The organism is Planosporangium mesophilum, assembly GCF_016863255.1.
Taxonomy (GTDB): Bacteria; Actinomycetota; Actinomycetes; order Mycobacteriales; family Micromonosporaceae; genus Planosporangium; species Planosporangium mesophilum.
In genome coordinates this window covers 127,002-143,729 of sequence record NZ_BOON01000030.1, presented here as the reverse complement: position 1 = coordinate 143,729, position 16,728 = coordinate 127,002, and the positions used below count along the sequence as shown (strand labels likewise).

The 16,728-nt window shown below is 71.1% G+C and carries 17 protein-coding genes; 7 read left to right on the top strand and 10 right to left on the bottom strand.

Annotated features, from left to right (window positions below; all coding sequences use genetic code 11):
- Nucleotides 1-43: 43 nt before the first annotated feature.
- From Pme01_RS16080 to Pme01_RS16065, 4 genes are read right to left on the bottom strand one after another with little or no spacing between them, the layout of a single operon-like run.
- Nucleotides 44-1,333, bottom strand: coding sequence for an AAA domain-containing protein (locus Pme01_RS16080; protein WP_239088263.1), 1,290 nt, complete (start codon nucleotides 1,331-1,333; stop codon nucleotides 44-46).
- A complete protein-coding gene (locus tag Pme01_RS16075; RefSeq protein ID WP_168116352.1) occupies nucleotides 1,330-2,781 on the bottom strand; it encodes a hypothetical protein in 1,452 nt (483 codons plus the stop codon). The genes Pme01_RS16080 and Pme01_RS16075 overlap by 4 nt, the downstream gene beginning before the upstream one ends.
- A complete protein-coding gene (locus Pme01_RS16070) occupies nucleotides 2,778-3,875 on the bottom strand; it encodes a hypothetical protein (RefSeq protein ID WP_168116353.1) in 1,098 nt (365 codons plus the stop codon). The genes Pme01_RS16075 and Pme01_RS16070 overlap by 4 nt, the downstream gene beginning before the upstream one ends.
- Nucleotides 3,872-4,639, bottom strand: coding sequence for a hypothetical protein (locus tag Pme01_RS16065; RefSeq protein WP_168116354.1), 768 nt, complete (start codon nucleotides 4,637-4,639; stop codon nucleotides 3,872-3,874). The genes Pme01_RS16070 and Pme01_RS16065 overlap by 4 nt, the downstream gene beginning before the upstream one ends.
- A 510-nt stretch (nucleotides 4,640-5,149) precedes the next feature.
- Here Pme01_RS16065 and Pme01_RS16060 point away from each other — a divergent pair.
- The 3 genes from Pme01_RS16060 to Pme01_RS16050 all read left to right on the top strand — a co-directional run bounded on the left by Pme01_RS16060 (nucleotide 5,150) and on the right by Pme01_RS16050 (nucleotide 7,883).
- Nucleotides 5,150-5,806, top strand: a complete 657-nt coding sequence (locus Pme01_RS16060) for a polysaccharide deacetylase family protein (protein ID WP_168116355.1) — start codon at nucleotides 5,150-5,152, stop codon at nucleotides 5,804-5,806.
- A 165-nt stretch (nucleotides 5,807-5,971) separates the two neighbouring features.
- Nucleotides 5,972-6,802 carry a patatin-like phospholipase family protein gene (locus tag Pme01_RS16055; protein WP_168116356.1) on the top strand — a complete coding sequence of 277 codons (831 nt, stop codon included), beginning with the start codon at nucleotides 5,972-5,974 and terminating at the stop codon, nucleotides 6,800-6,802.
- Between the two features lie 31 nt (nucleotides 6,803-6,833).
- A complete protein-coding gene (locus Pme01_RS16050) occupies nucleotides 6,834-7,883 on the top strand; it encodes a 1-acyl-sn-glycerol-3-phosphate acyltransferase (protein WP_168116357.1) in 1,050 nt (349 codons plus the stop codon).
- 141 nt (nucleotides 7,884-8,024) lie between these two features.
- Here Pme01_RS16050 and Pme01_RS16045 read toward each other — a convergent pair whose 3' ends face one another.
- Nucleotides 8,025-8,657 (bottom strand): FMN-dependent NADH-azoreductase, encoded by a 633-nt coding sequence (locus Pme01_RS16045; RefSeq protein ID WP_168116358.1) that lies wholly within the window; start codon nucleotides 8,655-8,657, stop codon nucleotides 8,025-8,027.
- Between the two features lie 212 nt (nucleotides 8,658-8,869).
- Nucleotides 8,870-9,466, bottom strand: a complete 597-nt coding sequence (locus Pme01_RS16040; RefSeq protein WP_168116359.1) for a hypothetical protein — start codon at nucleotides 9,464-9,466, stop codon at nucleotides 8,870-8,872.
- 227 nt (nucleotides 9,467-9,693) lie between these two features.
- Between Pme01_RS16040 and Pme01_RS16035 the strand changes: the two genes are divergently transcribed.
- A complete protein-coding gene (locus tag Pme01_RS16035) occupies nucleotides 9,694-10,008 on the top strand; it encodes a YciI family protein (protein WP_168116360.1) in 315 nt (104 codons plus the stop codon).
- A gap of 225 nt (nucleotides 10,009-10,233) precedes the next feature.
- On the opposite strand, the gene Pme01_RS16030 is transcribed toward Pme01_RS16035, so the two are convergent.
- Entirely contained in the window at nucleotides 10,234-11,148 is a 915-nt protein-coding gene (locus tag Pme01_RS16030; RefSeq protein WP_168116361.1) for a TIGR03620 family F420-dependent LLM class oxidoreductase, read from the bottom strand.
- A gap of 153 nt (nucleotides 11,149-11,301) precedes the next feature.
- On the opposite strand from Pme01_RS16030, the gene Pme01_RS16025 reads away from it, so the two are divergent.
- The gene (locus tag Pme01_RS16025; protein WP_168116362.1) at nucleotides 11,302-12,036 is read left to right on the top strand and encodes an AzlC family ABC transporter permease; all 735 of its coding nucleotides are present in this window, start codon (nucleotides 11,302-11,304) and stop codon (nucleotides 12,034-12,036) included.
- A complete protein-coding gene (locus tag Pme01_RS16020; RefSeq protein ID WP_168116363.1) occupies nucleotides 12,033-12,335 on the top strand; it encodes an AzlD domain-containing protein in 303 nt (100 codons plus the stop codon). The genes Pme01_RS16025 and Pme01_RS16020 overlap by 4 nt, the downstream gene beginning before the upstream one ends.
- On the opposite strand, the gene Pme01_RS16015 is transcribed toward Pme01_RS16020, so the two are convergent.
- A complete protein-coding gene (locus Pme01_RS16015; protein WP_168116364.1) occupies nucleotides 12,332-13,408 on the bottom strand; it encodes a MerR family transcriptional regulator in 1,077 nt (358 codons plus the stop codon). The two genes, Pme01_RS16020 and Pme01_RS16015, sit on opposite strands and share 4 nt — an antisense overlap.
- A gap of 227 nt (nucleotides 13,409-13,635) precedes the next feature.
- Here Pme01_RS16015 and Pme01_RS16010 point away from each other — a divergent pair, with 227 nt between their 5' ends.
- Nucleotides 13,636-14,685, top strand: a complete 1,050-nt coding sequence (locus tag Pme01_RS16010; protein WP_168116365.1) for a lipase family protein — start codon at nucleotides 13,636-13,638, stop codon at nucleotides 14,683-14,685.
- A 26-nt stretch (nucleotides 14,686-14,711) separates the two neighbouring features.
- On the opposite strand, the gene Pme01_RS16005 is transcribed toward Pme01_RS16010, so the two are convergent.
- Nucleotides 14,712-15,002, bottom strand: a complete 291-nt coding sequence (locus Pme01_RS16005) for a HesB/IscA family protein (RefSeq protein ID WP_168116366.1) — start codon at nucleotides 15,000-15,002, stop codon at nucleotides 14,712-14,714.
- Nucleotides 15,003-15,257: 255 nt separating this feature from the next.
- Complete coding sequence (locus Pme01_RS16000; protein ID WP_168116367.1) at nucleotides 15,258-16,610, bottom strand: cytochrome P450; 1,353 nt, start codon at nucleotides 16,608-16,610, stop codon at nucleotides 15,258-15,260.
- Between the last annotated feature and the right edge of the window lie 118 nt (nucleotides 16,611-16,728).

The window sequence follows — 16,728 nt, the reverse complement described above, 5'->3', positions numbered from 1 at the left end:
GCATGACGTTACCGTTCGCAACCCTAACCATGCGTTCAGTCATTCAGACGTTCACCCGATGACCGTTCAGATGAGCCATGATCGACTGATTGGCCTCCCACCCGTCCGGGAACTTCACCGGCACATTCAGGTGCACCGGCTCCGTCGACGGATGAGCATCCAGCAACTCCGGGATCCCGGCCCGCGCCACCACCACGCACGCATGCCGGTGCCGGGATGCGAGAACGCACAGCCGCCCCGACTCCAGGTGGAACGCGGTCGCGTCCCGCCGCCCGGACAGCGGGTGCAGCACGATCGTCACGTCGTACTCCCGCCCCTGCAGCCGGTTCGCCGTGTCGACCGTGATCTCCGAGGAAGGCGGAAGGTACGACCGGATCGCCGCCACCTGGTCCCGGTGCGCGGCCCCGATGGCGATGCGTGAGGCCGTCACCGGAGCACCGTCAGGAGCCTGCTCCGAGTACGCGACAGCCCCGCGCTCCAGGAACCGCTGCGCCAAAGAGGCACACGCGGCCGCCGCCTCGGCGTCCGTACGCAGGGTGTGCCGGTTCGGCAGCTCGTACAGCGCCCAGCCGGTGGCGGCCGCCGTCTCCACGGCCGCGTCGACCGGCCCGCCGCCGAACGAAGCGGTCGTCAGAGAGAGCCGCCGGTCACCGTCACCGGTGCCGGACGAGAAGCCCGTGAACGGGTAGAACGCCTGCGACACCACGGGTGCAGCGGAGAATGGCAGCCGCCACGACACCGGCAGCCGGTGTACCGGCAGATGCGGGTTGTGGCGCAGCAGCACCGCCACCGCGCTCTGCATCGGGTCCCAGGTCAGCCCGTTCCACCGCTCGCTCTCCACGACCGAGAACGGGTCGAGCTGCCCCGGATCCCCGACGAACAGCGCCTTGTCGAACCGGTTCGCGATGCGCAGCAGCATGTCCGAGCGCATCTGGTACGCCTCGTCCACGATCGCCCATGGCCACTGGCCGTCGTTCAGCGTGGCCCACTTCGCGGCCGTACCGATGACGATGAGCGCCGGCCCGAGGTCGGCGACCTTCGAGCCGACCGTGACGGACGCGTGGGCCGCGACCCGCGGCGTCGGCACGTACCCCTGCGCCGAGAGCCGCCCGATGACGACGCCTGGCGGGAGCGCGGTGATCAGACGAGAAATCAGGTCGTCGACCTGCTCGTTGGTCTGCGCCACGATCATGAGGGGCAGCTGGCCCGACGAGACCATCTCTTTGGTGGCCTTCACGACAAGGGTCGACTTCCCCGCCCCGGGCGGCGAGTCGACGACGACACCCCGGTGCGAGGTCAGATCGGCGAGCACCCCGGGCAGCACATCGGTCACGACCACTCCTCCGCCGCGTCCTCGTTATCGGGTACGTACTCAGCCGGCGGCCCGCCGTGCGTCCAGGGCGTCTCGTCGCGGGACGGGAACGCGGCCGGGGCCTGGTACGACTCCGTCAGCGTCGTGTACGTCAGCCGCTCCCCCACCTCGGGCACGCTCCCCGGCGGCGCGGTCAGGCCACGCCCCATCCCGCCCGACAGCTCCAGCACCACATCGGAGCCGGAAACGGAGACGATGCGCCCCTTCTGAGCAGGCCGGGCGGGCGACACGACGGTTACCCCCGGCCCCAGGCGCACCGGATCGTCAGACCGCACGGTGATGTGCGGCCGCAGCACCCGCTTCTTACCACTGGCATCAAGACGATCAGGCGACGAAGCCACGACCGAGCCCGCGAACGCCTCCCCGGTCAGCCGGTACTCCGCCAGCACCAGCGGATCGTCGTACGCCCGCTGCGCGTCATACAGCGCCTGCGCCCGCTCCAGCTTCGCCAGGCGCTGCGCGGCCGCGACCGCCACGTCCAGCTTGGCCTGCGGAAATCCGCCCTCGGCAACGTACTCCACGTACCCGGTGAACGCGCCCCGATCGTCGGCCCAGCGCCGCTCGACGCGGGAGCCCGCCGGCAAGGCGCGCAGCAGCGACACCCCGCGCCACATCAGCTCCCAGGTCGGCTCCAACTGGTCGCGCAGCGCCTTCTCCAGAGTGGACAGTGAGCCGGACTCGATCGCGGGCGCCAGCACCTCGTTGTCGAACGTGGGATCCGTCGCCGGCCCGGCCGGCGGCCACCGCAGCGGATCCTCTGCCTCCAGCGCCGCCTCGGCCCCGGTCATACCGGCGGGCGGTGCGATCCAGCCCAACAGCGCCGCCAGGTTGGCGTCCTCGACGCTGCTCTGCCCGGTCGCCCAGTGCATACCGAGCGCGCCGGTCATGCTCACGAGCATGGACGAGCCTGGGTACTCGGCCCGCTCGGCGAAGAACGTCAGCCACCGCCCGAGCAGCGGTACCGCCGGGTCGACCGCCCACTCCCCCGTGGTACGCCGGAACCGGGTGGACCGGCCGAACAGCCGCACGAACCCGATCCCGCCGCCATTCGGTACCAGAATCTGCGGCGCGTCGACGTACCGTTCCCGGACGTCGCGCCCCCGGTCGACCGCGACCGTCTCGGTCTCGCCGCAGAAACTGTCCACATAAGACACTAAAATCTCGGCAAGCGTGGCGGCGAACCCGAACCGCTGGTCCCGGTTGCGCGGCTGCGGCACCACCAACAACTGGGGCGACTCAACAGAGGAGCCCACCAGCGCGGCCAGTGGAGCATGAGCCTCCCCGGCCAGCGACAGCGGTATGAATACCAACGGCCGCGAAGACAGGTGGACGTGCCGGACGGTCGCGATCGGCTGTGCCACGCCAGCCTGAACGGCGGACGCGCGGGCCAGGGCCGTCAACGCGCTCAAGAGACGATCTCCGCGCGCAGCTTGGCGGCGTACCGCAGCATCGCCGCCGCCTCTTCCTGATCCGGCTCCGGCGAGGCAGAACCCGACGCGAGCGACAGCGCCAACTCCACCGACGAAACCCCGCCCAGCTCCTCACGTACCGACTTCCCCAACGAGGCCGTCGTCCCGCGCGCCTCGTGCCGGCAGAAGAACGCCAGCTCGCAGTTGGCCAGGCACTCCGGCGAGTACCGGGCGTCGACCTGCCCCAGCCCGTCCACCAGCTCGGAGGCCGGCCGCTGCGGCACCCCGGAGGAGTCGGGCGCCAGGTCGAACGTCAGGTCCGGGGACAGCGACTCCACGATCGCGTCGATGCGGGCCATCCTGCTCAGCTGCCGTTCCAGTACCGAAAGCTTCTTTCGCACGTCGACGAGGGTCGCGACGGGACGGTTGGAGAAGTTCTCCGGGCACACCAGGACCACGTCGTGCGACACCAACAAGGGGTCGTGGCCGGCTTCGGCGAGGAGCCGGCGCAGCGCGAGCACGTACACCGCCGACTGGGTCGCGGCGGCGGAGACCTTCGTACCGTCGGCCTGCCCGTCGATGACGGCGAAGGATTTGATCTCGACGACGTAGAACTTGCCGCCGGTCCGCAGCGCGACCAGGTCCGGCTCGAGGTACACCCACCGGCCGCCGACCTCCAGCCGCAGCAGCGGGTGGTCGAAGAGCGTTCCCGCCCCCTCCTCACCGGAAGCGGCGCGCGTCAGTAGCTGCCGGGACCGGGCGGCCCGCGCGTCCATCTGCTCCAGCGACTCCAGGTCGTCGTACGACGCCTCTTCGATCGGCAGCTTCAGCGCCTCGCGCAGCAGCCGCAGCAGCTCCGCGCAGCCGTTGGCCTTGAGCTGCGCCTCGAACGCGTTGCCGCGGGTGATGGCGAACTGCGACTGGCCGAACCGCGCCGGGAACCCGATGTACGACGCCAGCCGGCTCTTGTCGATGCCGGCCGCGTCCATCACCGCCCGCCGCGAGCACCCCGGGTTCGCGGTGAGCGCGGCGATCGTACGCGCGTTGTGGTTTTTCGGTTGGACGTCGCCACGTAGACGATCCAGTGAAGTCATTCGTTGACAACCCCCGGGGAGACGACCCGCAACCGGCTGCCGAACAGCTGCGCCGCGTCGTCGAGTTGGGTACGGGCTCGCTCGGCGGCCGCTTCGCGGTGCGACCGGTCGGCGTCTTCGTGGACCGCGAGCTCCGCTCGGGCCGCCCGCGCCACATCAACGGGCTTCACGTCGGCGAAGTCCGTGGTGGCGCCGGGGATGTTGGCGGCGAACCGCCACAGCAGCCGCTCAGCGCCGGGGCTTCGCTCAGTCCGCTCGGCGATGCGGATCGCGGCGGTGAGGAAGTCGACCCGGGCGCTGAGCGGCCCGACGATGCGGCGGGCCAACGGCCAGGTCGACACCGCCATCAGGCCGCGGGCCGGCGCGAGCAGGTCGGCGGTCAGGGCGGAGCAGAGATAGTACGGGCGGGAGCCCGGCGCCGAGCGGAACGAGCGCTCCTCGTCGCGGCGCAGGCTCGTCAGGCGGGCCGGGACGATCTCCCCGGCGAAGAACGTCTCGTGGACGGCGATGACGAGCTTGGGTGCGGCGGGGACGCCGAGCAGGGTCAGCGCGTTGTGCACCTGTTCGCGGATCGGCAGCAGCGGGGTGACGGGTTCTACCTGGTCTGCGAGGCCGTCGACCGCGTTGTCCCACTCCCGCTCGGCCCGCCGCAGCTCAGCTCTCAATCCCCGCGCCCGGGCCCGGTCGCCGGCCAGCACCGCCTGGCGCACGGCGGTGCGCAGCTCGTCGATGCGGCGCTCGAGCGCCTCGGCCGATTGATCCACGCAAGGACGGTACAAGTTCCAGTATTTTCCAGCAATCACCAGTACCGGTGACACGCGGGCCCGATCGGACGACAGGCACCCACCTCTGGAGCACGGCCGGCAAGACGCCTTCCCCGCTCCTCCTGTCAGCACAGGCTGGTCAGCCGAACGGCGACGATCTCCCCGGCGCGTCGTTATCGCAGCAGGCCGACCGACAACAGGTTCATCCATGATCACCGTGTGTGAAGCCGCCGATAATCGCAACCAAGGCGGATCAGCCATGATGTAGGACATATCAACGACAGGACCGTCATCCGACGGTTACTGCGTGTGGTTTGCTGCCAGCCCATGACCGCCCTGAACCGGCCGGTTGGCCGCCGGTTACTGCTCGCGATGGGTGCGCTTGCCCTGACGGGCGGGTGTACGCACGCCGGGCACGCCGCGCCGAAGAGCGCGAAGCCGTCCGGAAGCCCCCACCCCCCACCGAGCACACCCAGCCCGTCGCCGAGCGCATCTCCGACCCCCTGGCAGGTGCCCACACCGGTCACCCCCACCCCCGGGGTCTGCCCCGTCGATCCGAACTTCATCCAGAAGCCCGGCGGCCCGCAGCACTACCTGCCGTGCGAGGGCACGAACATCGCGTTGACCATCGACGACGGCCCCGACCCGGAGTGGACCCCGCGCGTCCTCGCGCTGCTGGCCCACTACAAGATCCCGGCGACCTTCTGCATGATCGGACGCCGCGCCGCCGCCAACCCGAAGCTCGTCGCCGCGGTCGTCGAGGCCGGGCACCACATCGCCAACCACACCTTCACCCACCCGCTCAACCTGCCCGGTCTGCCCCCGGCGCAGATCAACGACGAGCTCAACCGGGCCACCGACGCGATCAGCACCGCGTCCGGCGGTCACCGCCCCACCCTGTTCCGCGCCCCCGGCGGCAACTGGTCCCCGGCCGTCCTCGACGCCTGTGCCGCGGCGGGCATGCGCCCGTTGGACTGGTCGGTCGACCCCAGGGACTGGTCCCGGCCGGGCGTACCGCACATCGTGCAGACCATCCTGACCAGGACCCGCCCCGGCTCGATCATCCTCAACCACGACGGCGGCGGGAACCGTCAGCAGACCATCGAGGCGCTGACCATCGCCCTGCCCCGGCTCCTCGATGCCGGGTACCACTTCACCCAGCCCTGATCCCGACCGGGCGTGCCGGTATTTGGCTCACCCGTGGCGTACTGCTGCTGAAGCGGCACCGCGACCACCAGGCCCAGCAGGCCGGCACCGCCGGCGCGTCGCCGATCGATGAACGCGACAAGGCGTAGCCGACATCTGCCCACGTGAACGTGGCACGATGATCTCATGTCTGACGGGCCGGTCGCGTTCGTGCTCGGCGGCGGCGGCGTCCTCGGCGCGGTCGAGGTCGGCATGCTCCGGGCTCTCCTGGAGCACGGCGTCACCCCCGACCTGATCGTCGGTACCTCGATCGGCGCGGTCAACGGGGTACTCGTCGCCGCCAACCCGACCCCCGGGGTCACCGAACGGCTCGCGAAGGTCTGGGCGTCCCCGGAGGCCCGCGCCGTGTACGGCGACCTGCCGCACCGACAGCTCGCCCGCGTCGTCCGCGGCGGCCACCTGCACTCCCCCAAGCCGCTGCGCGACCTGCTGCACCGCGAACTGGGTGAGGCCACGACCTTCGCCGACCTTCCCGTACGGTTCCAGTGCTGCGCGGCGAGCATCGAGCGGTCCGTCGAGCACTGGTTCGACCGGGGCGAGGTCGTACCGGCTGTGCTCGCCTCGTCCGCCGTACCCGCGCTGCTCCCGCCGATCGTCGTCGGCGGCGAGCATTACATCGACGGCGGCATCGTCAACTCGATCCCCGTCGGCCGGGCCGTCGAACTCGGCGCCGGCACGGTGTTCGTGCTGCAGGTCGGCCGGATCGACCGCCCGCTGACGGCCCCGCGGCACGTCCTCGACGTCGCCAAGGTGGCCTTCGAGATCTCCCGCCGGCACCGGTACGCCCGGGAGCTCGCGGCGGTCCCCCCGACCGTCGACGTGCATGTGCTGCCGACCGGAGGCGGGTCGGATCGCGACGACTCGCCGTTGGCGTACCGGGACCTGGCGGCCGCCGCGCGCCGGATCGACCGCGCGTACGAGGCGTCCGTCGCCTACCTCAAGGAGAACCTCAGGTGAGCGCGGGGCGCTCAGCCGCACCGAGGCCGCGGTGAGGCCGCCGCCGCGGTGGGTGCGCCGCGTCCTGCTGGCCCCGCTGGTGCTCCTGCTCTCACTCGGACTGGTCGTCACCATCCCGCTCTGGATGGTGGTCACGCTCGTCGTGTCGCCCTTCACGCCGGGACGGTTGCGCCCGCTGCGACTGCTGTGGCTGGTGACCGTGTACCTGGCCGTCGAGGCCGTCCTCCTGGTCGCGCTGTTCGGCCTGTGGGTGGCGGCCGGATGCGGATGGAGGGTCCGGGGCCCGACGTTCCAACGCGCGCACTACCGGTTGTGCGGGGTCGTGCTGCGGGTGCTGTACCGGCAGGCGTCATGGGTGCTGCGGGTATCGGTGCACATCGACGGTACCGATCCGGACGCGGTACCGCACGGCCGGCCACTGCTCGTCCTGTGCCGGCACGCCGGCCCCGGCGACTCGTTCCTGCTCGTCCACGCGCTCATCAACTGGTACGCCCGGGAACCGCGCATCGTGCTCAAGGAAGCCCTGCAGTGGGATCCCGCCATCGACGTGCTGCTCAACCGGTTACCGAGCAGGTTCATCGCGCCGGCCAGGCATCGCGGCGACGAGGCCGAGGCCCAGGTAAGCGCCCTGGCCACCGCGCTCGACAGCGACGACGCGTTCGTCATCTTCCCCGAGGGCGGCAACTTCACCCCGAAACGGTGGGTGACCGCGATCGCCCGGCTGCGCCGGCTGGGGCTGCCCGCGATGGCCCGACGGGCGGAGGCCATGCCGAACGTGCTGGCGCCACGCCCGGGCGGAGTACTGGCTGCGCTGGACGCCGCCCCCGGCACCGACGTCATCTTCGTCGCGCACACCGGGGTGGACCACCTGTTCACGGTTGCCGACGTGTGGCGGGAACTGCCCATGGACAAGAGGATCGCCATGCAGTGGTGGCTGGAGCCGGCGCACGCCGTACCGGCCGGGGCCGACGAACGGATCGAGTGGCTGTACCGGTGGTGGGCGCGCATCGACGCGTGGATCTCCGACAACCGCCCCGTCGACCTGCCGCTGCGCGGCCTCAGGCTCACCGGCCGCCGCTAGGCCGCGTTTCATCGGCCAGGTGACCGGTCCGCTCACGCTGTGGCGACCAGCCGGCAGAGAAACCGCGAAGGTCCCCACGGTATCGGTCGGGGACCTTCGCGGTTCAAGGGCAGCCGCGCGCGGCGCTCTCGGGCGGGAGCGTTACCGGGCGGCGAGGGCTTTGCCGGCCTCGGTGGCGTTGTCGTGGGCGGTCTTCTTCATCAGCGCAGCGATCTCGGTGAACTCGTCGAGGGCGGGGTTGACACCGACGAGGGTGAACTCGCGCTCGATGACGGTGAGGTCGGCGCCCCACACGTCGGCGAGAACGCGGCGCAGGTAGTCGGTGTTGTGGTCCCAGCCTTCGCGCGGGGTGCCGGGGCCGTAGGCGCCGCCGCGGGTGGTGAGCAGCACGACGGGCTTGCCGGCCAGGATCTGCTCGCCGGGCGCGCCGCCGGCGGTGACCAGGTCGATCCAGGTCTTCGCGTGCTGGGAGATGCCGTAGTTGTACAGCGGCATGGCCACCACGACGGCCTCGGCGTCGCGTAGCTCCTGGGCCAGCGCAGCGGCCAGGGCCAGGGCGGACTTCTGGGCCTCGGTGCGGTCGGCCTCGGGGGTCCAGGCGCCGCCGACGGCGGCCGCCCACGCGTCGGCGGGCAGCGGCTCGGCGCCGAGGTGGCGGCTCACCACCGGGGCGTCGGGCCGCGCGGCGGCCCACTCGGCGAGTACGAGGTCGGCCAGCTCGCTGCTGGCCGACATCGGTCCCTGGATGCTGGCGTCAATGCGCAGCAGAGTCACGGGATGGCTCCTTCGGTTCGGTGCGTGCGTGAACGACACCAACGGACACCGCAGCGGCACCATCGATTGAGCGTTCAACCAAACTCTGCCACGACGTTTGTTGAACCTTCAAGTTGGGTGCCCCGTCCTGGGCCGTGACTGGTGCCACATCCGTGAACACCCCCGCGCGACGTCATCTTCGTCACGCAGCCCGGGGTGGACCAACCGCCCGCCTACCGAACGCCCACCGGCCCGGTCAGCACGGCCCCGGGCAGGCGATGGAGGTCGAAACTGCTGAACTCGTCCGTGAGCGGCAACGGATCCAGGTTGAGCGCCTCGAGGATGGCCCGGTGCTGCCGGCCCGGGGCCACGCCGCTCGGACCCTCACCGCGCAGCGCGGCCGCCAACCGTCCGATGTCGACGTTGCCGACGCCGAACCTCGCGAACACCGCCGGGTCACCCACGGGACCGGCGGGAAGCGGTATGCCCTGGGGGTCGATGGACGGTCCGGGTCCGAGCTCGTCCACCCAGCGGTAGGCCACATTCGACAGCTCGGACACGTACCAGTGCGTGAGCCGGCCGCCCTCCCACACGTCGGCCGTGAGCACGAACGAGTTGTTCTCCCAGCGGATGGCGGCGAAGCCCAGGTCCCGGCCGAGCAGGGTCACCATGTCGGAGAGGTCCTCGCCGCCGCTCCACTCGTACGGGACGACGGCCACCCGCGCCCGGGCGACCGGCGCCACGATGGCCTCGAATCCCGCCCTCTCCAGCGCGTTCACGGTCAGCTCGAACTCGCCCGCCACCAGCAGGTTCTCGTACCACGTAACCACCGCGCGTCCCCCGTCCGTCTGCTCGGCTGCCCTCCGAAGCGGACACTAGGGCGCCCCCCTGACATTCCCGGTCCGCCGTCGGCCGAGCGCGTCACGTGGCATCGGCGCGAAGTGTTCAAGGGCGAACCGCTGGCAGCCTGACGAGGATCATGCGCGGGACACCCGGATCAACCAGCGGCAACCAGGGCTCATACGCTGCTCACATACATGATCCGAAAGGTTTCACCGTGTTCCTGCTGATCGTCAGTTACACCGCACCGCTCGCCGAGGTCGACGCGATCCTGGCCGACCACCTCCAGTTCGTCGTCGACCACTACGCCGACGGCACCTTCCTGCTCTCCGGCCGGCAGAACCCCCGCGACGGCGGCGGCTTCATCCTCGCCAAGGGCGACGACCGCGACGCCATCGAGCGCCTCATCGCCACCGACCCGTTCGTCATCAAGAACGTGGCCGCGTACACGGTCATCCAGGTGGAACCGACACGGGCCGCCGCCGAGCTGAAGGACGCCCTGGCCGCCGCGGGCGTACGGCTACCCGCCTGACGGCTGCTCGACCGGGCGGGACAGCCGGTAACAGCCCCGAGTCAGGGAGGACGTGGCTTCCGCGTGCTTTGCTCTGCTCCCGGGCGGGCAACACCGGCAGTGAGGCGATAGGTGCTGCCTATCCGGGAGCAGAGCAAAGCACGCGGCGGGGTGCCTTCGTCCCGCGTGGCACCACCGGGAGACCTGGCGAACCAGGAGACGTCGCGAACCCGGAGGCAGAGCGGATCAGCCGCGCGGCAGCGCCGGTGCCAGCTCCGCCAACTGCCGCTCCGCCGCCTTCGCGTCCGGTCCGAGCGGCTGGAGCAGCACGTGATCCGCCCCCGCGTCGAGATGCGCGCGTACCCGAGCCGCGATGGCGTCCACGTCACCCCAGGCCACGATGGCGTCGACGAGCCGGTCGCTGCCCGCGCCGGTCAGGTCCTCCTCGGTGAAGCCGAGCTGCTTGAGGTTGTTGACGTAGTTGGGCAGCCGCAGGTAGAACGCGGTGTGCTCACGCGCCACGGCCCTCGCCTCGGCGGGGTCGGTGCCCAGGTAGACCGCCTGCTCAGGGATGAGCAGCCGGTCCGGGCCGAGGAGTTCGCGGGCCTGCTGGGTGTGCTCGGGCGGTACGAAGTACGTGTGCGCGCCGTCGGCCCGGTCGCGGGCCAGTTCGAGCATCCGGCGGCGCAGCGCGGCCAGGACCCGGGGCGCCCGGGCCCGGTTCGGTGTGAACGATTCGGCGGCCTGGTCCATGCCGTCGAGGTACTGGCGCATGTGTTCGAGGGGCCGCTCGTACACCTGGCCGGTGCGTTCGATGGCGGGAGCGTGGCTGACGCCGATGCCGAGCACGGTCCGCCCCGGCCACGCCGCCTCCAGCGACGCCGCGGCGACCGCCGTGTCGGCCGGGTGCCGGGCCCAGACGTTGGCGATACCCGAGCCGGTCATGAGCCTCGTCGTGGCGCACAGCCACACGGCCTGGTCGACGAAGATGTTGTTGCCGCCGACGCCCTCACCGCTCCACAGCGACCCGTACCCCAGCCCTTCGGCGACGCGCGCGAAGTCGCGCTGGGCGTCGGCGGTCTCGCGGCGCAGCACCGCCAGCCAGACGCCGACCGGCCCGAGGTGCGCCCGGGTCGCGGTGACGATGTCGAGTTCGGCCATCACGCACCTCCGAGAAGCGATCTTCCTGGTCAAGACTATGGCGCCACCCTCCTTCCCGCACCGGCGAGAAGAAACACATCGATCGACCGGCAGCGCCGGGAACAGAGCCGGGAACCCGACGGCCAACTGCGATGGAATACGATTCCGACCAGCATGAATACCGAAATTCAACCCGACCGGCGGTCGATCGTCCGCGACGCCGTCGGCATCGGAGTCGCCACCGGCGCGTACGGCCTCTCGTTCGGCGCCATCTCCGTCGCCTCCGGGCTTTCGATGCTGCAGACCTGCGCCCTGTCGCTGCTGCTGTTCAGCGGCGGCTCGCAGTTCGCGCTGGTGGGCGTGCTCGGCGCGGGCGGCTCGGCGGTCGCCGCGGCGGGCACCGCGGTGCTGCTGGGGTCGCGCAACGCGCTCTACGGGCTGCGGCTTGCGCCGCTTCTGAGGGTACGGGGCCTCAAGCGCGCCACGGCCGCCCAGTTGGTGATCGACGAGAGTACGGCGATGGCGGTCGGCCGCGACTCCCCTCGTGCGGCGCGCCTGGGCTTCTGGTCGACCGGCCTGTCGGTGTTCGTCCTGTGGAATCTCGGCACCCTGCTCGGTGGGCTCGGTGCGCAGTCGCTGAGCAACCCCGAGGTGCTCGGCCTCGACGCCGCCGTACCCGCGGCGTTCCTGGCGCTGCTCGCGCCGCGGATGCGCGCCAGGCAGCCGTGGGTGGTCGCGCTGGCCGCGGCTGCGGTCGCGCTGGTCGCGGTGCCGTTCGTGCCGGCCGGCGTACCCGTGCTGCTGGCCGCCGCCACCGCAGCGCTGCTGGTCCTGCGAGGCCGTGGCGACGGCGGCCGAAATGACAGCGACAGCACCGACAGCACCGACGCCGCCGTGGAGGCGAAGTGATCTGGGCCGCCGTCCTGGCCGGCTCGATCGGCTGCTACCTGCTCAAGCTCGCCGGCCTGTCGGTACCGCCGCGCATCCTGGAGAACAAGCTCGTCCAGCGCATCGCCGCGGCGCTGCCGGTCGCGCTGCTGAGCGCCCTGATCGTGATCCAGACGTTCACCAGCGGGCACCGGCTGACCCTCGACGCCCGGGCCGCCGGGCTCGCCGTCGCGGTCGTCGCGGTGGCGCTCCGGGCGCCGTTCCTGGTGGTCGTCGGCGGGGCGGCGGTCACCGCCGCCCTCATCCGTCTGATCTTCTAGAGCGGCACCACATCGGCCACCACGCAGGCGATGTTGTCCGGCGCGCCACTCTGGTACGCCAGGTCGATCAACTGCCCGACCGCCTGCTCCGGGTCGGTGATCATCGTCAGCGCGGTACGGATGGCGTCCGCCGCCACGACTGCGGACAGCCCGTCGGAGCAGAGCACGTAGCGGTCACCGGCCTGCGCGTCGTGCAGGGACAGGTCCGGCCGCGGGCTGCCCTTGCCGTCCAGCGCCCGGATCAGCATCGCGCGCTGCGGGTGCGAGGCCGCCTCCTCCGGGGTCAGGCTCCCCGAGTCGACCAGCGACTGCACGTACGAATGATCGTGACTGATCTGGAACAGCTCGCCGCCGCGCAGCAGGTACGCCCTGGTGTCGCCGATGTGCACCAGGGCGAGCTGGGAGCCGGCCCACACCATCGCGGTGAGGGTCGTTCCCACGCCGTCGGGTGCCGAGGAGGCGATGCCGTGCAGCGCCCGGTCGGCGTCCGCCACCGCCTCCTGGAGAGCGTTGAGCAGGTCACCGGCCGGGATACCGGCTTCGAGGGGCTTGAGCGCGTCGATGGCGGCAGCGGAAGCCCGGTCGCCGCTGGATGCGCCGAAGCCGTCGGCGACGGCGAGCAGCCGGGTCCCGGCGTACACCGCGTCCTGGTTGCTGGGCCGCACCTTGCCGGTGTCGGAGCGGGCGGCGTAGCGGATCCCGAGGGTGGTCGGCGTGTCTGCCATGGTGGTTCCCTTCCCGGACAGGTAGTCGACGAGGAAGGCGGCCAGCCGCTGCCGGGTCTCGGTGTCTGCGACGACGCGGGCCCAGTACCCGGCGATCTCGTCGGCGGCCGCACCGGCGTCCCGGTCGTGCAGGTCACAGACGACGCGGATGCGCGCCAGCGGCATGCCCAGCCGGCGTAGCCAGGCGACCAGCCGGGCCCGCTCCAGCTGCCCCGGTTCGTAGTACCGGTACCCGGACGCCGGGTCGACGTGCGCGGGTGGCAGCAGGCCGAGTTCGTCGTACAGCCGCAGCGCCTTCGGCGACAGCCGACAGGCCCGCGCGAACGCCCCGATCGTCAGCAGCTCCACCGGTCACCCTCCTCGCACCGGGCGGGGCACCGCCCGGATGCCGACGATGCTGGGGCTTCCCCAAGGGGGAAGGTCAACTGCCGTGTTCGCGCGCCGCCGGGATGCTGATGGTCATTCTTGACCAGACGATCGTGACCGGTACCGGCGGTACTGAAGCCGAAGGCGGGTGGGTTTGGCGAAGCGCCGACAAGGAATCTCCAACCCGCAGCCAGCCGCAAAGGAGCCCGATGAAGACACAGGACAGTGTGGCCCCGGACTACCGGTACCTGAGGCCGCTGAAGAAGCCGGAGTCCGCGACCTTCCCCGTGTACAAGAAGCTTGAGGACCTCCTTACGCAGGCCTCCGACCACCCCGACCGGGTCGTCGCGCACGCCCTCGCCACCTGCGCCGGCTACGCCTACTCCGATGCGGCGACGCTGGCGATGATCATGGCTCGGATGGGGCTGGAGAGCAACGAATGCCGCCTGGTCAGCCAGACCGTCGACGCCATGTTCATCTGCTCGCACGCGTTCCTGGTACAGAGCGACGACGGCCGGGTGGTGATCCTCTGCTACCGGGGCACCCAGCCCATGAACTTCATCAACTGGCTCACCGACGCCGACGTCAACCCCGAGACCGTACCCGTGCCGTTCGCCGATCCCCCGGTCTCGTTCGCCGTGCACGGCGGGTTCTACCGCAACGTCCGGGCCACCCGGCACGAGGTGGTCCACGCTCTCCAGCGGGCGCTCGACGGCCGGTCGGTGCGCGCCAAGGGCAAGGCGATGCCGCAACGGATGGAGGCGCTCTACCTCACCGGCCACAGCCTGGGCGGCGCGATGGCCGCGATGATGGCGGTCATGCTGCGCACCGAGCCCGCGTACGCGCCGATCGCGCGCAAGCTGCGGGCGGTGTACACGTACGGGCAGCCGATGATCGGCGAGCCCGGCCTGGCCAAGGCGTGCGACGACGACGAATTCCTGGGTGCCAACCTGATCCGGTACGTCTACGGCAGCGACGTCGTACCCCAGCTGCCGCCGACCGTCTCCGGCCCGTTCGCGCACTTCGGCCGGGAACTACACTGCGGCCCCGGCACCACTCAGGACGCCGCCGCCCGCACCACCCAGCAGTTGGGCAACCTCACCGGGCTCGCGATCGCGCCGGTCGCGTTCATCAGCCACCAGCTGCGGCTGTTCCGCAACCTGCCGTTCCAGCAGTCGCTGTACGACCACGGGCCGCAGCACTACATCAGCGCGCTCACCCCCGCCGGGGTGAGCAGCGAGTACGGCGACCCGGGCTGAGCGGCTGGCTTTCTGGGCCTAGGCCATCAGGCGTGCGTGGCCTGCTCCCCCACCGCGAACTGCACCCCGCCCTCGGCGTCGACGGCCGCGTCGAGCGCCTTGTCGTCGAGCAGCTCGGCGGCGTCGTGGTCCAGGAACAACCGGGCCCCGTGCGCGTCGACGACCTGGTCGCCCTCCTGCGGCTCGGGTGCCAGGCTCAGCCGCAGCGCGCCCGCCGACTCGTCCGTGGCGATGCGCAGGCCGGCTCCCGCGGGCACCTCTTCCTGCTCGGTGAGGTCGCGAATCACCGCTGCCGCGTTGTCGGTCACAGCAAGCATCGTGTACTCCTCGAAGGTTTCCGGATCCGGTGCCGGCGCGCAGCCCGGACGTGAGTGGGGGTTGTGGACTCCCACCGGACGCGCTCGCCGATCCGCCCGGGCGCGGGCGTCCCCGCGCCGCGCTCGGCGTTGGTTGGCGTCCGGTGCGACAGGATCGTTCCCTCCGGCATGTGGGCAGCCGTCCGGTTCCAACAGTTCCCTGCCATACCGAATACGTCAAATCGGCCGAAGAGGGCGTCCAGATCAACACAACGGTCAGGCGGGGCGCAGCTCCATCACCGTCGTGCCGCGCGGCCGCAGCGACCCCGCCACGTCGGGTACGAGCGGATGGGCGACCCGCACCCGATGCCGGAACCTGCTCAGCATCGCCGCGCAGACGAGCACGGCTTCGATGACGAAGAAGTGGCTGCCCAGGCAGCGGTGGACGCCGCCGGCGAACGGGTAGTACGCGTACGGGTGGCGGCGCGGCTGGTCGCCGGCGAAGCGGTCGGGGTCGAACCGCTCCGGCTCCGGCCACAGCCGCGGATTGCGGTGGGTCAGGTACGGGCTGGTGATCACGGTCGAGCCGGGTGCGAGCGCCACCCCGCCCAGTTCGTCGGGCTCGGTCAGCACCCGGGGCAGGAACCATCCGGCCGGGTACAGGCGCAGCACCTCGTCGAGGACCGCCCTGGTGTAGGTGAGCTTGCCGACGTGCTCGGCCGTCACCGGCCCGTCCCCGACGACCGTCCGGATCTCCTCGTCCTGCCGGGCAGCCACCTCGGGGTGAAGCTCGCGCAGAGTCCACAGCCAGGTCAGCGTCGAGGCGGTGGTCTCGGTACCGGCGAGGAACATCGCCACCATGTCGTCGCGTACCAGCCGGTCGGCCAGCCGGTCGCCGTGCTCGTCGCGGGCGTGTACCAGCACCGACAGGATGTCGGAGGTGGGCTCCTCGGCACGGGCCTGCGCGATGTACGGCAGCAGGGTCGAGTCGATGGTGTGCACGTCGCGGCGGTACGCCCGGTCGCGTGGAAGCGGTACCCGCCGGCTGACGAACGGCAGCAGCAGCCGGACGCCGAGCGCGCCGTACGCGGTGAAGACCGCCCGGGAGATGGTCGCGGCGTCCTGGTTCGGGATGCGGTCACCGAGGAACGCGCGACCCAGTACCCGCTGGGTGATCTGGAGCATCTCCTGGTGGGCGTTCACCTCCGCGCCGGCTCCGACCCGCCCGGCGAGGTCTTCCACCGCCTGATCGACGGTCCCGGCCGTGGCGTCCATGAGCTTGGAGATCGACTTGCCGGTGAACAGCGGCTGGAGCAGCTTGCGGCTGACCTGCCACTGCTCCCCCTCGCCCAGGATCCCGTTGCCGTGGAAGCTGCGGGCGGTGTCCCACATCCCGCCGCCCCGCACGTAGATGTCCGCGCGCTGCCAGACCCGCTGGACGTGGTCGGGCCTGGTCACCAGGTAGGGCTTGGAGAACCCGAGATCGAGGCGTACGAGCCGGTCGCCGTGCCGGTGGGCGATGTCCTCCAGTACGGCCAGCGGGTTGCGGGCCAGGCTGGGCAACCGGTGGTAGATCCTGATCCGCGGTACGTCGACGGTGCCTTCGGATGCCACGCCGGCCGCTGTCATCGCGACTCCACTCTTCTCAGGTGACGCACTCGTTCCAAGCGCAGCGCCGGACGTGAGGAATTGTCAAGAGCCGTACGGGAACCGACCGTGATCGCCGCAGCTTGATCCACTTCGGACA

Excerpts from the sequence above, each read along its gene's own strand:
- Pme01_RS16030 (WP_168116361.1), bottom strand. The coding sequence starts at position 11,148 with ATGGCCGAACTCGACATCGTCACCGCGACCCGGGCGCACCTCGGGCCG.
- Pme01_RS16070 (WP_168116353.1), bottom strand. The coding sequence starts at position 3,875 with ATGACTTCACTGGATCGTCTACGTGGCGACGTCCAACCGAAAAACCAC.
- Pme01_RS16005 (WP_168116366.1), bottom strand. The coding sequence starts at position 15,002 with ATGCTTGCTGTGACCGACAACGCGGCAGCGGTGATTCGCGACCTCACC.
- Pme01_RS16010 (WP_168116365.1), top strand. The coding sequence starts at position 13,636 with ATGAAGACACAGGACAGTGTGGCCCCGGACTACCGGTACCTGAGGCCG.
- Pme01_RS16025 (WP_168116362.1), top strand. The coding sequence starts at position 11,302 with ATGAATACCGAAATTCAACCCGACCGGCGGTCGATCGTCCGCGACGCC.
- Pme01_RS16000 (WP_168116367.1), bottom strand. The coding sequence starts at position 16,610 with ATGACAGCGGCCGGCGTGGCATCCGAAGGCACCGTCGACGTACCGCGG.
- Pme01_RS16055 (WP_168116356.1), top strand. The coding sequence starts at position 5,972 with ATGTCTGACGGGCCGGTCGCGTTCGTGCTCGGCGGCGGCGGCGTCCTC.